14 protein-coding genes are annotated in these 14,846 nt (G+C 45.6%); 12 read left to right on the forward strand and 2 right to left on the reverse strand.

Annotated features, from left to right (window positions below):
• Positions 1-49 precede the first annotated feature (49 nt).
• The 5 genes from BS614_RS19510 to BS614_RS19530 all read left to right on the forward strand — a co-directional run bounded on the left by BS614_RS19510 (position 50) and on the right by BS614_RS19530 (position 4,471).
• Positions 50-376, forward strand: a complete 327-nt coding sequence (locus BS614_RS19510; protein ID WP_074095212.1) for an ArsR/SmtB family transcription factor — start codon at positions 50-52, stop codon at positions 374-376.
• A gap of 67 nt (positions 377-443) precedes the next feature.
• Positions 444-1,745, forward strand: a complete 1,302-nt coding sequence (locus BS614_RS19515; RefSeq protein ID WP_167544409.1) for an arsenic transporter — start codon at positions 444-446, stop codon at positions 1,743-1,745.
• A 38-nt stretch (positions 1,746-1,783) separates the two neighbouring features.
• Positions 1,784-2,203 (forward strand): arsenate reductase (thioredoxin), encoded by a 420-nt coding sequence (gene arsC, locus BS614_RS19520; protein ID WP_074095213.1) that lies wholly within the window; start codon positions 1,784-1,786, stop codon positions 2,201-2,203.
• Between the two features lie 252 nt (positions 2,204-2,455).
• Positions 2,456-3,274: a MerR family transcriptional regulator gene (locus BS614_RS19525; RefSeq protein WP_074095214.1), complete on the forward strand. Its 819-nt coding sequence runs from the start codon at positions 2,456-2,458 to the stop codon at positions 3,272-3,274.
• Between the two features lie 24 nt (positions 3,275-3,298).
• Positions 3,299-4,471 carry an MFS transporter gene (locus BS614_RS19530; protein ID WP_074095215.1) on the forward strand — a complete coding sequence of 391 codons (1,173 nt, stop codon included), beginning with the start codon at positions 3,299-3,301 and terminating at the stop codon, positions 4,469-4,471.
• A 204-nt stretch (positions 4,472-4,675) separates the two neighbouring features.
• Here BS614_RS19530 and BS614_RS19535 read toward each other — a convergent pair whose 3' ends face one another.
• Entirely contained in the window at positions 4,676-5,161 is a 486-nt protein-coding gene (locus tag BS614_RS19535; protein WP_074095216.1) for a hypothetical protein, read from the reverse strand.
• Between the two features lie 154 nt (positions 5,162-5,315).
• Here BS614_RS19535 and BS614_RS19540 point away from each other — a divergent pair, with 154 nt between their 5' ends.
• The 4 genes from BS614_RS19540 (at position 5,316) to BS614_RS19555 (ending at position 9,019) form a co-directional block, all read left to right on the forward strand.
• Positions 5,316-5,900: a TetR/AcrR family transcriptional regulator gene (locus tag BS614_RS19540; protein WP_244898163.1), complete on the forward strand. Its 585-nt coding sequence runs from the start codon at positions 5,316-5,318 to the stop codon at positions 5,898-5,900.
• Between the two features lie 157 nt (positions 5,901-6,057).
• Positions 6,058-6,927 carry an NAD(P)-dependent oxidoreductase gene (locus BS614_RS19545; protein WP_074095217.1) on the forward strand — a complete coding sequence of 290 codons (870 nt, stop codon included), beginning with the start codon at positions 6,058-6,060 and terminating at the stop codon, positions 6,925-6,927.
• Between the two features lie 29 nt (positions 6,928-6,956).
• The gene (locus BS614_RS19550; protein ID WP_074095218.1) at positions 6,957-8,009 is read left to right on the forward strand and encodes an LLM class flavin-dependent oxidoreductase; all 1,053 of its coding nucleotides are present in this window, start codon (positions 6,957-6,959) and stop codon (positions 8,007-8,009) included.
• 56 nt (positions 8,010-8,065) lie between these two features.
• Positions 8,066-9,019 (forward strand): alpha/beta hydrolase, encoded by a 954-nt coding sequence (locus BS614_RS19555; protein WP_074095219.1) that lies wholly within the window; start codon positions 8,066-8,068, stop codon positions 9,017-9,019.
• 335 nt (positions 9,020-9,354) lie between these two features.
• Here BS614_RS19555 and BS614_RS19560 read toward each other — a convergent pair whose 3' ends face one another.
• Complete coding sequence (locus BS614_RS19560) at positions 9,355-10,266, reverse strand: AraC family transcriptional regulator (protein ID WP_074095220.1); 912 nt, start codon at positions 10,264-10,266, stop codon at positions 9,355-9,357.
• Between the two features lie 216 nt (positions 10,267-10,482).
• Between BS614_RS19560 and BS614_RS19565 the strand changes: the two genes are divergently transcribed.
• Genes BS614_RS19565 through BS614_RS19575 form a run of 3 tightly spaced genes read left to right on the forward strand, consistent with a single transcriptional unit; the run spans position 10,483 to position 14,839 of the window.
• On the forward strand, positions 10,483-11,358 hold the full coding sequence (locus tag BS614_RS19565) for a fumarylacetoacetate hydrolase family protein (RefSeq protein ID WP_074095221.1): 876 nt from the start codon (positions 10,483-10,485) through the stop codon (positions 11,356-11,358).
• 21 nt (positions 11,359-11,379) lie between these two features.
• Entirely contained in the window at positions 11,380-12,846 is a 1,467-nt protein-coding gene (gene gucD, locus BS614_RS19570; protein ID WP_074095222.1) for an alpha-ketoglutaric semialdehyde dehydrogenase GucD, read from the forward strand.
• Positions 12,847-12,862: 16 nt separating this feature from the next.
• Positions 12,863-14,839, forward strand: a complete 1,977-nt coding sequence (locus tag BS614_RS19575; protein ID WP_074095223.1) for a YjhG/YagF family D-xylonate dehydratase — start codon at positions 12,863-12,865, stop codon at positions 14,837-14,839.
• Positions 14,840-14,846 lie beyond the last annotated feature (7 nt).

The raw sequence follows: 14,846 nt of genomic DNA on the forward strand, positions 1-14,846 counted from the left end.
ATATTATAACATAAGCATACACTTATATATTATTGAAGGAGGAAGTGCTATGGATTCTATGCAAGAGGTAGCGGATAAGCTTAAATTGCTGGGTGATAAAACACGCCTTACTATTCTTACACTCCTCAAAGAACGTGAATGGTGCGTATGTGAATTTGTAGAGATTTTAGACATGTCACAACCTGGAATTAGTCAACATTTGCGCAAGCTGAAGGATCAAGGTTTGGTTAAAGAAAATAAACGTGGTCAGTGGGTATACTACTCTTTAAATGTAGAGAATGCACCCTATATTACATCTGTACTGGAGTTGATGCCAGATACAGCAACTATTCTTAAATCGTTAAATAAAGAAACCTTTACTTCAGTATGTAATTAATTTTTGTTCAATATATAAGCATATCATTATATTCAAATATAAATTAAGTCGAATTGGAAGGGGTTGTATGGTTTTGTTTTCTACGCTGTTAGCCTGTATCATCTTTTTGATTACACTTGTACTCGTTATTTGGCAGCCTAAAAACCTGTCCATTGGTTGGTCTGCTTGCGGCGGAGCAATCCTTGCTTTACTTGTCGGTGTGGTCAATTTGGAAGATGTATGGGATGTGACACAAATCGTGTGGAACGCCACGCTTGCTTTTGTCGCAATCATTCTGATCTCATTAATTCTGGATCGTATCGGATTTTTCGAGTGGGCTGCCTTACATATGGCCAAAGCCGCTCATGGCAATGGTGTACGGATGTTTGTTTACGTCTCCATCCTGGGAGCGGTGGTTTCTGCTTTCTTTGCCAATGATGGAGGTGCACTGATTCTGACGCCAATTGTTCTAGCTATGGTACGTGCATTGAATTTTGATGAGAAAAAAGTATTTCCATTTATTATCGCCAGCGGATTTATTGCGGATACAACTTCCTTGCCGCTGGTTGTAAGTAACCTGGTCAATATTGTGTCTGCCGATTTCTTTGGTATTACGTTTATGGAGTACGCGGGAAGGATGTTTGTTCCAAATCTGTTCTCACTGGCGGCGAGTATCGGTGTACTATATCTCTTTTTTCGCAAGAGTATTCCCAAACGATTTGATGCGAGTGAATTGAAACCTCCGGTAACTGCCATTAAGGATATGAAGATGTTTCGGTTGTCGTGGGTGGTGTTAGCGGTTCTTCTCATTGGATACTTTACCAGTGAATTTATCGGAATTCCCGTATCTCTTGTGGCAGGTATTGTCGCGATATTCTTCCTGATCATGGCTTCCCGCAGTTCAGCTGTACCGACTACATTGGTTGTCAAAGAAGCGCCGTGGGCCATCGTATTTTTCTCCATCGGTATGTATGTCGTGATTTATGGTCTACGTAACGTAGGTTTGACCGATTTATTGGCCGTTGTCATTCAGGCTGTGGCTGATCAGGGATTGTTCGCTGCAACAATGGGTATGGGCTTTGTTGCGGCAATCATTTCATTCCTGATGAACAATATGCCTACCGTGTTAATTGATGCGCTTGCCATTGATGCAACCACAGCTACAGGGACTGTTCGGGAGGCGCTTATCTATGCCAATATTATTGGCTCGGACTTAGGACCCAAGATTACCCCGATTGGTTCACTCGCGACCCTGCTTTGGCTTCATGTTCTTAGCACCGAAGGTGTCAAAATCTCATGGGGCGCTTACTTCAAGACAGGTATCATAATCACGATTCCGACTCTGTTTATTACGCTAGTGGGTCTGTATCTGTGGTTAAGCATTCTATAAAAGCAATCTATAATTCAAATAACGAGGAGACGATGAACATGAGTAAAAAAACACTGTACTTCCTGTGCACAGGTAACTCTTGCCGGAGTCAAATAGCCGAAGGCTGGGCCAAAAAATATCTGAGTGAGGACTGGAATATCTATAGCGCAGGAATTGAGGCCCACGGTCTGAATCCAAAAGCGGTTGAAGCCATGAACGAAGTTGAACTGGATATTTCGACTCAAACTTCGGACATCATTGATTCAGAGTTGTTGAACAACGCTAATTTCGTAGTCACGTTGTGTGGGGATGCCGCAGATAAATGTCCAATGACGCCTCCACATGTGAAGCGAGAACACTGGGGATTTGATGATCCTGCCAGAGCGCAAGGGTCAGATGAAGAGAAATGGGCCGTATTCCAAAGGGTTCGTGACCAGATCGGGGAACGCATTAAAACATTTGCTGAAACTGGAAAATAGTACTGACCTGCCTGAGCAGGATAACTGAATGCGTACCGAGAGAATGCCACGATGAGTGGCATTTTTTTGTTCAAAAAAAATGAACGTTTCATTCAAAAACGGTTCTTTGACTTACCCATAACAGCAACATAGAGTGATGACAAGGAAGGTAGTTGATTTTAGCTAGGCAAATGAGAAGCATATACACCCTTGACTTTCCCCTGTACGGGAAACTATATACTCGCATTATGTTAAAAGATTGGAGATGATATGTTGTTCAAAATCAGTGCGTTTTCCAGGCTAAGTAGAGTCTCATTAAAAACACTGCGTTATTATGACCAGATTGGCATACTTAAGCCGAGAAAGGTAGATCACGATACGGGTTACCGTTACTATTCCGCAGATCAGCTTCTCGAGCTTAACCGAATCTTCATTTATAAAGAATTGGGGTTCACGTTGCCACAAATCACACAGCTGTTACAGGAGCATATTACATTGGAGAATATTCAAGGCATGTTTAAGCTAAAAAGAAGCGAAATTCAGCAGATTATCGATACGGAACAAGCCAAACTCGTCCGGATTGAGGAACGCATGCAGCTTATAGAGGAAGAGGGGCACGTCGAAACTGGGCAAGAAATCCGAATCAAAGAGGAAGGTGCTCGGCAGTTTCTTTTTCAGACAGGGTGCGGGAGGGAAGAGGATATCCCGAGTTTATTTCATCAGTTTGATCAATCATTAACAAAAGAAATGCGCCAACTGATCGACGGACCTCAGGTTGTTTTGTGGAAAGAAATCGCAGGACAAGAGGAAGAGTTCGAGTTTGAAATAGGTTACTTCTTAACTTGTGAGCTGCGATCACCTCCCGACTCATTTCAACTGCGGACTCTTCCTGCTGAGCCCATGATGGCCACCATAGCTTATCGTTCCAATGCAGCCTTTGCCTGTAAAGCCTGTGTTCATCTAGCTACATGGATTGAGAATAATAACTATCAGATCAAGGAGAACGGAGTTGGTAGGGAATTATATTTACCCTTATCTCAAGAACAAGATGCACAGTTTATAGAAATACAAATTCCAATACTAAATAGATAACTAGAGAAGACGGAGTGGATTAAAGTGAAAAATAAATGGATTATATATATCTTGGCATTGGCTGTTTTTCTGATTGGAACCCTTGAATACATTATTACAGGAGTCATTGAAATGATCGCCTCAGACTTGAGCGTATCTACTTCCGAAGTGGGTTTACTGGTGACTGTATTCGCTCTGGCAGCGGCCATTATCGCTCCGATTCTCATTGCAATTACAATAAATATGGATCGCAAGAAGTTACTGGTGTCCACCCTCAGTGTGTTTATAGCCAGCAACGGACTTATGCTTGTAAACCTTTCTTACGAAACTTTACTATGGCTGCGAATTATTCAAGGGGCTAGCGGAGGAGTGGCTACCGTAGTAGCGATGGCCGTATCGACACGACTGGTTGAAAAAGAAAAAAGGGGCAATGCCATCGGCATCATTTTGATGGGGCTAAGCAGTTCGCTAGTGCTCGGTGTCCCATTGGGCACATTTTTTAGTGAAATGTTTGGATGGAGAGTTCTATTTGTATTCATTGGATTGTTAAGTGTTCTTCCATTACTTATTATCTACAAAAAGGTTCCGGCAATCAAAGAGGAAGAAAAGATCACCCTCAGAATGCAGCTCTCCATTTTGAAAAATCCACTCATTCTGACTGCCTTGCTTATTACATTATTGTATATCGGCGGTTATTCGACGCTGTTCACGTATATTACGCCTTTCTTGCAAGCTACATCCACTCTTTCTATGACCGAGATAAGCGGTGTTCTGTTTCTCGCGGGAATTTGCAGCTTTGTCGGATCAAAAGTGGGCGGACAATTGGCAGATGCAAAGGGATCAAAGTTTACAATCTGTCTAGGCCTTCTGTTACAAGGCATAACTCTTCTTTTGTTCGCTCTAGCTGGAGTTAATCTTATGATGTTAATCTTGGTTTTAATGATTTTTATGTTAGCAACGTGGAGCATATCTCCGGCCCAGCAACTATATCTGGTTACACTGGCACCTCGTAATCCCGACATTGCCCTTAGCGTAAATACGTCATTTATCCAATTTGGTTTTGCATTGGGATCTGGATTAGGTGGGATTGTGATCAGTCGTACATCTGTCCTGTATTTAAATTGGTTGGGGTTTGGAGCTGTAGGAATTGCTTTACTTCTTGCCTTACTGCTATTTAAGAAATCGAGAAGCAGGACTGGAACTCCAGATCCAGTGTAATTTCAGAGATGGGTAATTCTTGCTTCTCAGTTCTTGGCTTTTTTGAGTTGTAATTGACGGTTATATGTAAAATAAAAAAAGATCTCTTCAGCATTCACTGCTCAAGAGATCTTTTTGGTGTATAACAAATTTATACTAAGAATAACATTACATAATTATGATAGATTAGAGCAACAATCGATTTACAAATTACTGTTATGTTGTTTACTGTCCACCTGTATTCGAAGCCCAGACAGGATACCAGCCCAAGGCCGGATTTTCATTGTTGTACAGCACTAGATTGCCGTCAGTTTGCATGATGAGCACATTGCCTCTAAGATTGGCTGGCACATTGTCTGCTCCGTACCATGCCTTAGCCCACGCCAGGTTATCCGATGTCCAATACGGTGTGTTTTGCGGATCTGATATGACCAACTTCCCGCTGAAATAATTAATCTGGAGTTTATGTATTCTTGTGTCTTTCGTGTTGCTGTGCCATATCATTTTACGTGATTTGACGTCCCAGATCTGCGCATCACCATAATTGTCAAATTGAAACGAGAACCTGTTATTGTTTGACACTAACCCTCCACCTGCGACATTATACATAATGTCATAAATCAGCCGATCTCCACTTGCAGCGGAAGTCGCGGGTGAAAATGAAATCAAAAACATAAACATGGCAAGGCAAGATAAAAAGACTTTTTTCATAGAACATCCTCTTTTCCTTAATATGTTTTAAGTTACCTATCAAATATAGCATATATATTTCTTTAATGGATAAATTTTCAACAACAATCAACAATCTGCAATATTCTTTTTCTGGACTGATCAGTTCAGATATGTTATATTTCTGAAACGGGAGGTGTTACTTATCGCCAGAACTAAAGAATTTGACAGAAATCAAGCGTTACACGAAGCAATGTTGTTGTTTTGGAAAAAAGGATACGAGGCTGCTAGCATACCGGATTTACTAGAAGTGATGGGCATTAGCCGATCCAGCCTTTATGATACGTTTTCCGACAAGCAAACCTTGTACAGAGATGCCCTGGAGCATTATAAAAAAGGGAGTTCCAATAAACAGACCATTCTTGAACAAGCTTCCAACGTTAGAGAAGGAATTCTTCAATTTTTTGAGTATCATATTGCTTCAGCATACGATACCAGCCTACCGGGCGGATGTTTTGTAACAAATACAGCAACAACATTGGAGTCACCAGATGAACAGATAAATGTCTTGATACAGACTAGTTTTTCGGATTTGGAACAAGCATTTTGCGAGCTTTTGGAGAAGGGCCAACAATCGGGAGAGATAGATAAAACAACAGATATCAAAACATTGTCTTATTTATTGCTGAATTTACATCAAAGCATAAATATTATGGCCAAAACAGGTCAAAATCCAGAACGTGCAAAAGAGATGATTAATTTTGTAATTGCAGGGGTATAATTTTTTTTAACAATATTGGAATGATTGTTCCGTTATTATATTCTTCATATTTTGAAGTTGCCATTTGAAGAGTATCTGTAAGACCATTTTTTTTGATCATTCCGGAACATTCATTCCGTTATCGAAACAATCCATCAACAATAAGGAGATGCAACCAATGAAGGTATCGTTTATTGGAGTTGGAAATATGGGCCTTCCAATGGCACAAAACCTGTTGAAAGCGGGTTATGACGTAGTCATCTTTAATCGGACCCCTGAAAAAGCTGAACCATTAATAAAACAGGGAGCAAGGTATGTCCAAACACCACTAGAGGCAGCGAAAGAAAGCAATCTTGTAATTACCATGTTATCTGATGATGCTGCTTTGAGAGAGATTGTTAAGGGACCAACTGGCGTTCTGAACGGATTATCTGAAAATGGAATTCACGTATCTGCCAGTACGATCAGCGTAGATCTGGCTCGGAAATTATCCGCTTTGCATGCGGAGAGACACCAGCACTTTGTGTCTGCCACCGTAATGGGGCGCCCGGATGCCGCTAAAGCAGCTACATTGCGCATTATTTTAGCTGGTCCTGAACATGCAAGACAACGAGTACTTCCTATGTTAACAGCACTAGGTCAAGAGATATTTGAGATCGGCGATCGTGGCGAAGAAGGTAACATTGTCAAAATAGGCGTTAACTTTCTAATTGCTTCAATGCTGGAAGCTTTGTCGGAAGCGCAGCTCATGGTTGAAAAGCACGGCATTAAGCCGTCCCAGTATATGGATGTTGTGAATGCTCTTTTTCAATCTCCGGTATATCAGAACTATGGCGCGATCATGACCGAACAGCGCTTTGAACCAGCTGGTTTTAAAATGAAGCTCGGGTTAAAGGATGTTGCATTGGCTATCGAGGCAGCCAAGTCAGTTCAAGCTCCACTCCCTTTAGGTCAGCTTATTCATCAACACCTCTCTGAAGGAATTACCCATGGTTATGGTGAGTTGGATTGGACGGCTTTAATCCGTTGTCTTGAGCATTCCTCTTAAGGAAAGAAAAATATAAGGAGAGATTAATTATGGAAATAGGTGTTACTTCATTCGTAGAAACAAAGCCTGATACGAAGACCGGAGTTGTCATGAGTCACGCTCAGCGATTGCGAGAAGTCGTGGAAGAAATCGTCCTTGCAGATCAGGTAGGACTTGATGTGTTTGGCATAGGTGAGCATCATCGTGATGATTATGCAGCATCTTCACCAGCAATGGTGTTGTCCGCTGCGGCGCCCCTCACAAAACGAATTCGTTTGACAAGTGCTGTGACGGTCTTATCTTCAGCAGATCCTGTCCGTGTGTTTCAGGATTTTGCCACGCTTGACGGTCTCTCCAATGGACGTGCCGAGATTATAGCGGGTCGGGGTTCCTTCATTGAGTCCTTTCCACTGTTTGGTTATAACCTGCATGACTACGAGGATTTATTTAATGAAAACATTGAACTGCTTCTTAAATTACGGGAATCCGAGAAAGTAACTTGGAGTGGAGGCCATCGACCAGCGATACATAATCTGGGGGTATACCCGCGTCCTGTTCAGAATTCTATACCTGTATGGATCGGTAGCGGAGGTACTCAGGAGTCTGCCATACGTGCTGGAATTCTAGGTCTGCCACTAGTTCTGGCAATTATCGGTGGAAATCCAACGAAATTTGCGCCACTTGTAGAACTGTATAAAAAGGCGGCAACTCATGCTGGTCATGATGTATCACAGCTTCGGGTAGGTTCACATTCAATCGGATTTGTCGCAGAAGATACGGAAAAGGTCGCAGAACTCTTTTTCCCGTCCACTCAGTACGGCATGAATAAACTCGGCAAAGAGCGGGGGTGGGCATATTATGATCGTTCCAGCTATGATGCTGCCCGCAGTTCTGATGGTGCGTTGTATGTAGGGGATCCGGAAACTGTTGCTCAAAAAATCATTCATCTGCGCAAGCATGTAGGAATTACACGTTTCATGATGTATGTTCCCTTAAGCACGATGCCACATGAGTTGGTAATGCGGGCTATAGAATTGCTCGGTACAGAGGTTGCACCGCGAGTACGAGAGGAAATTTCCAAGTGGGAAGCTGAAATGAGATAAGAATTAACTGAAAAACGTACACGATCGAATTCATTATTATATTTGGAGGAATTATCATGAGTATTGAGAAACGTATATTACCAGAATTAAGAGAGGTTTATTCACAATTTCCAGGGTTTGAGTTGGAGAAAAATTTAGAGTGGAGCAGAAACTTAGTATCGGCTGTCTCTTTGAGGAAATCAGAGCATGTAAACACAACCAGCCGGAAAATTCCGAGGGACGGAGGTGAGATGCTGGTCAAAATATATGAACCTGCCGATCGAACGAATGATTTACTACCAGCCATGTTATGGATTCATGGGGGTGGGTACGTGTTAGGACATCCAGATATGGACGACAAATTGTGCGAACGTTTTGTTCAGACAGCAGAATGTATTGTCGTATCAGTGGATTATAGGCTCGCTCCTGAGCATCCATATCCTGCGGCGATTGAAGATTGTTATGCTGGATTGGTATGGATGACGGAGGAGTCCGCAATGCTTGGCATCGATGTGAATCGGGTTGCAATTGCTGGTGCTAGCGGTGGTGGAGGGCTGACAGCAGCACTCGCGCTGATGGCACGTGATAAAGGAGGTCCGTCTATTATCTTCCAAATGCCATTGTACCCGATGTTAGATAATCGTAACATCACGCCATCTAGTCATGAGATTACAGAAGAGGGTTCAATCTGGAACCGAACGGACAACGTGGCTGCTTGGAATATGTACCTTGGTGAGGAGAACGATGTCAATGGAAGTTCTTCTTATGCAGTACCTTCGAGAGCAGAGAACTTGGCCGGATTGCCGCCAGCCTATACTTGTGTAGGTCAGCTCGATCTATTCCGAGATGAGACGATGGAGTACGTGGCACGACTGGCACAAGCAGGTGTGGATGTAGAATTTCAACTCTATCCAGGTTGTTTCCACCTTTTCGAAATTCTTGCTCCAGAAACAGAAGTGAGTCAGCGCGCTGTTAAGGGTTATATGGATGCAATGGCCCGTGCACTTCATTCCAATAGAACGCTTAAATAAGGATTGATGCATCAGAACCTTTAAACTTAAAGAAAATTTATAATTAAGAAACTTTATGTCCGAAGAAGTCACTAAATTAGTGACTTCTTTTGTTTTGGAGATATACGTATAGATAAATAATTCAAAAAGGTCGAAATGTTAAAAATTGAGTCAGGAATGCAACACGATCAAATTGAAGAACGATCACCATCCATTTTTTTGTCCGTGTAAAGATCGTTATGTAAGGTGGTGTGAGAGGACGGGGCTTACCGCCTCCCATGTCAGAAAAGAAGATTGCACTTTCTATTTTGGCCGACAGTGTGCGCTGTTCTTAGAAAGAGTATCCAAAGGATTCTTCAATCATCCGTTTGAGCTTCTCCAGCCTGCTGCGAATGGCTGCGATATTCACTTGGCGCGATGCCTGTCCACCGCTTGAATTGGCGGCTAAAATGCGCATTGGTCTTATACCCCAGCATCATCGCAATATGATCTATGTTCAGGTCGGTTTGCTTTAACAGCCGCTGCGCTTCGTTCAGAAGGGTTTCGGATAGAAACTTGCGTGGAGCGATGCCGTATACCTGCCGAAAAATACGATTAACCTGTGACGGGCTAATGCTCAGCGACTTGGCAATGTCCTGAATCCAGGTTCGATCGCTCTCCTGAATTTCCCCGTGAAGATGGATATACCTTACCGAATCCTCAATGTGCTCAGCAATCTGATGGGCAATGGTTTCTTTTCTCGACAACGTAACGGATGCTTGCTGAGATAACTGACCGACCAGGGAACCGAGCAGTTCAAACACGGCGGCGTGTACCTTCATTTGTTTGGAGGAAGATAGCGAGCTAGACAAATGCTCTGTAGCCAAACTATACAAGGTAGACAGGGAAGGGGAGAGCCCCAGAGCCAAATTCGAATTTGCCGGATAATAGATGTCTTTGCAACGGTTAAGTTCTCTGCAAAAGGATGTATCGTGTATGCTGAAATGCACGGAAAAATAAGTGAACCCCTCCGGTCCGGCTCCGGTGCAAGAGTGGGTCATACCAGGCCGGATGAACAGAAGGTCACCAACCGACTGACGATAAGACTGCCCGTTGACAACCATGTTCATCTGCCCGTCCATCATCCAGTGCACTTCATACATTGAATGTTCATGAGACGGATAAGTCCAGCTTGAATCTACTTTTCTTGCATGCAGCCCCAATAATTGAAAAGACATGCGAACATCGGGTAGACGACCTAAATACACAGCATCCGAAAGCTTGGTCACAGCAAACCAACCCCCTTGTACTATTCTATATACCAACATCCTGTCATCGCATTGTCCTCGTAAATTATCTTTAGTTTAATGGATCTAACCTCATCTTAACAGAAAAAAATGCGTGAAAAGGGTAAATCGTCGGAGTGATTAGAACATCGTCATGAACCATAGCGGGTGCTATGGTAGTATTATCAACCCGATGGGGAAAAATGGAGGCAAGCTTGAATGAGAATTATTCGATTTCTGGACGGACAACAGAAGTGGCTGGCAGCCGTTACGGATGATGAACAAGCGTATCGTTTGCCACAAGCAGATTTTATGACTTTGATCCATCAAGCAAGAAAGCAGGGGATTTCTCCAATTCAACTTGTTGAAAGCGCTTTTAAACCATCAAACAAGTTAACTGACGATTGGACTTCCTTACATCTAATCACTCCATTGGAAGCTCCGGAAGTATGGGCGGCGGGTGTGACTTATCAGCGCAGCCGGGAAGCGCGAAATTATGAAGCAACGGAAGGCAAGCTAGATGCAAAGACCTTTTACGATAAAGTTTACGATGCCGAAAGACCGGAGATCTTTTTTAAATCTACAGCGGCCCGCACCGTCGGGCCCAATGAGGCTGTCACACTTCGCAGCGATTCCAATTGGCAGATCCCTGAGCCGGAGCTGGGGTTGGTGCTTGCCGGGGATGGCAGCATTGTGGGATACATCGTTGGCAATGACATGAGTTGCCGCGATATTGAAGGGGAGAATCCGCTATATCTACCGCAAGCAAAAATGTGGCGCAATTCCTGCTCGATAGGGCCAGCCATTCGTCTAGCGGAAACGGTGCAGAATCCATATGCGTTCAGCATCATCTGCGAAATATATCGCGAAGGTGAAATAGTTGTCAAAAGCGAGGCAAGCACAAGTGAGTTAAACCGAAAACTCGATGAGCTGGTCTCTTTTCTGGCCAGAGATAACGATCTCTTTGACGGTACGGTGTTATTAACAGGCACAAGCATTGTGCCCCCTAATGATTTTACACTTGCACCAGGGGACCGCATTGAAATATCCATTAGCGATATCGGGACACTTATTAATCCAGTCATTTCAAACTAATGTACAAGGAGGATGAATGCAATGACCACATTTCAGGTAGAGCAGACATACAGCAATTACATTAACGGAGAATGGGTGAAGGCGACATCCGGTGAAACCGAACCGAGCATCAACCCGGCGAATCGGAAGGAGGTAGTTGGCTACGTACCCACCTCCGGCGTAGAGGATCTGAACCGGGCTGTCGCAGCGGCGAAGGAAGCAGCAAAAGATTGGCGGAGGTTATCGGGTGCGGAACGCGGCAATTATCTATTTCAGGCAGCCAATGTGCTGGAACGCCGGGCCGATGAAGTTGCAGAGGCGATGACCAGGGAAATGGGCAAAACACTCCCAGAAGCCAAAGGAGAGACACTGCGCGGTGTCGCGATCTTAAGGTATTACGCCGGAGAAGGCATGCGAAAAACCGGTGATGTCATTCCATCAACGGACAGCGAAGCACTGATGTTTACGACCCGCGTACCCCTTGGCGTTGTAGGGGTTATTGCTCCTTGGAATTTCCCGGTAGCCATTCCGATTTGGAAAACGGCTCCGGCCTTGATCTACGGTAATACGGTTGTGTTGAAGCCTGCTCAGGAAACTGCGGTCACTGCGGCTAAAGTAATGGAATGTTTTGAAGAGGCGGGCATTCCGGCAGGCGTTCTTAATCTGGTATGCGGCAGAGGTTCAGTGATCGGATCTGCACTTGCTGAGCATCCGGATGTGGGCGGAATAACGTTCACAGGCTCCAATGAAGTCGGCAAACGGGTCGGCGGCGCAGCACTGGCACGTGGGGCTAAGTATCAACTTGAAATGGGTGGGAAAAACCCGATTATTATCGCGGCTGACGCTGACCTGGATTTGGCTGTGGAAGCCACGATCAGCGGTGGGTTGAAATCGACCGGGCAAAAATGTACGGCCACCAGCAAGGTCATTATTGAACGAAAAGTATACGATGCCTTCAAAGAAAAGCTGCTCTCGCAAATCCAGGAAATTCGGCTGGGTGACGGCATGTCTTCTGGAAGCTGGATGGGTCCATGTGCAAGCGAAGGACAGCTCAATACCGTGCTGAGTTATATTCAAAAAGGCCAAGATGAAGGTGCCGTTCTGCTCACTGGCGGAAAAAGAGGGGACGGTCCGGGACTAGAAGAGGGATTCTATGTGCAGCCGACCGTATTTGAAGGGGTCGAATCCCATATGTCCATCGCCCGGGAAGAAATCTTTGGCCCGGTTCTGGCCTTGATTGCGGTAGATTCCCTGAAGGAAGCGATCGAAGCGGCTAATGATAGCGATTATGGCTTGAGTGCTTCCATCTATACGCAGAACGTCGGAGCCATGTTGTCTTTCATCCGGGACATGGATGCAGGACTGGTCAGAATTAATGCAGAAACAGCCGGCGTAGAGCTGCAGGCTCCGTTTGGCGGAATGAAGATGTCAAGTTCACACTCCAGAGAACAGGGGCAAGCGGCTATCGAGTTTTTCACGGCCATCAAAACGGTCTTTGTGAAGTCATAAACTGTGGGAGGCTATCATGTACGAACAGATTACGTCGATTATGGGAGAGACCGCGTCCAACTGCTTCGATATCATAGCACATGCTCCAGGGGCTGTCGGACGTCTACCTTTAACGGATGATTTGCTGCGGAATGCTCCAAGCGGCGACTTGTTTGGCATGTCCCAGAATGTTGGAATGGGCTGGAAGCCCGGGGAATTGAACGGAAAACAATTTCTGATCTTGAGTACACAAGGTGGCATACGCAATGAAGACGGCAGCCCGGCAGCACTCGGTTACCATACCGGCCACTGGGAGGTCGGCCTGCTGATGAAGGCTGCCGCAGAAGAACTGTCAAGCCGGGGAGGAATCCCGTTTGCCGGATATGTCAGCGATCCGTGTGACGGCAGATCACAGGGGACGACCGGCATGTTTGACTCGCTTCCGTACCGGAACGATGCCGCTATGGTATTTCGCAGACTGATTCGCTCGCTGCCAACGCGTAAAGGCGTGCTTGGTGTCGCCACTTGTGACAAAGGTCTTCCAGCGATGATGCTCGCGCTTGCAGGCATGCCGCAATTACCTGGCGTAATCGTTCCCGGTGGCGTCACACTTCCGCCTACCGATGGAGAGGACGCCGGTAAAATTCAGACCATCGGTGCACGGTACGTCAACGGGGAGCTTTCTCTGGAAATGGCGTCCGATTTAGGATGCCGAGCTTGTGCTACACCGGGAGGAGGCTGTCAGTTTCTAGGTACCGCGGCTACAGCCCAGGTTGTAGCCGAGGCAATGGGTATGACAGTGCCACATGCCGCGCTTGCACCTTCCGGGCAGCCCATCTGGTTTGAAATGGCGCGCCAATCGTCACGTGCACTCATCCATATGGAGTCTCAGGGGATGAGGATGGCAGACATTGTCACGGATGCATCCATTCGCAATGCGATGACCGTTCATGCTGCGTTTGGCGGATCGACCAATCTGCTTCTTCACATACCGGCGATTGCCCATGCCGCCGGTTTAACCGTACCCACGGTACAGGACTGGATACAGGTCAACAAAAATGTTCCGAGGCTGGTTAGTGCCCTGCCAAACGGACCGATCTTTTATCCGACCATACGTGTCTTTCAGGCTGGAGGTGTACCAGAGGTCATGCTTCACCTCAGACAGCTGGGTCTGTTGGATGAGTCTGTACCAACGGTTACAGGTACGTCATTGGGGCAGGTACTGGACTGGTGGGAATCGTCGGAACGCCGTCATCTCATGCGGAAGCAGTTGAAAGAGCAGGACGGCATCGATCCGGACAGTGTCATCATGAGTGTAGAACACGCTCAGCAGCTTGGAATCTCATCGACCGTAACATTTCCAACCGGGAATATCGCTCCAGAAGGTTCTGTTATCAAATCCACCTCTATTGATCCTGATGTGCTGGATGAGCATGGCGTATACCGTCATCGCGGCAGAGCAAAGGTGTTCACCACCGAACGTGAGGCGATCCATGCGATTAAGACCGGAGGTATTCTGGCGGGCGACGTTGTTGTACTTCTCGGGCGAGGTCCATCGGGAACCGGAATGGAGGAGACGTACCAGCTTACATCTGCGCTTAAACATTTACCTTTTGGCAAATACGTTTCACTGATTACGGATGCCCGGTTCTCCGGTGTTTCCACCGGAGCGTGTATTGGTCATGTTGGCCCCGAAGCGCTGGCAGGCGGGCCGATTGGCAAGCTGCGGAACGGAGACCTGATTGACATCGCGGTTGATCGTAACACGCTGGAGGGTAGCATTAACTTTGTCGGAGAAGGCGAATTGGAGTTTTCACCGGAGGAAGGTGCTCTCATCCTGGCACAAAGGCCCTTTCATCCAGATATGAGGCCTGATGAGGCTTTGCCGGATGATACAAAGCTCTGGGCTGCATTGCAATCGGTCAGCGGTGGGACTTGGAGAGGGAATGTATATGATGTAGAGCGGATCGTAACCGCCCTGGAAGCCGGCAAAAAAGCGCTAGGCTGGTACTGATATCTAC

This window comes from Paenibacillus xylanexedens, assembly GCF_001908275.1.
GTDB classification, from domain to species: Bacteria; Bacillota; Bacilli; order Paenibacillales; family Paenibacillaceae; genus Paenibacillus; species Paenibacillus xylanexedens_A.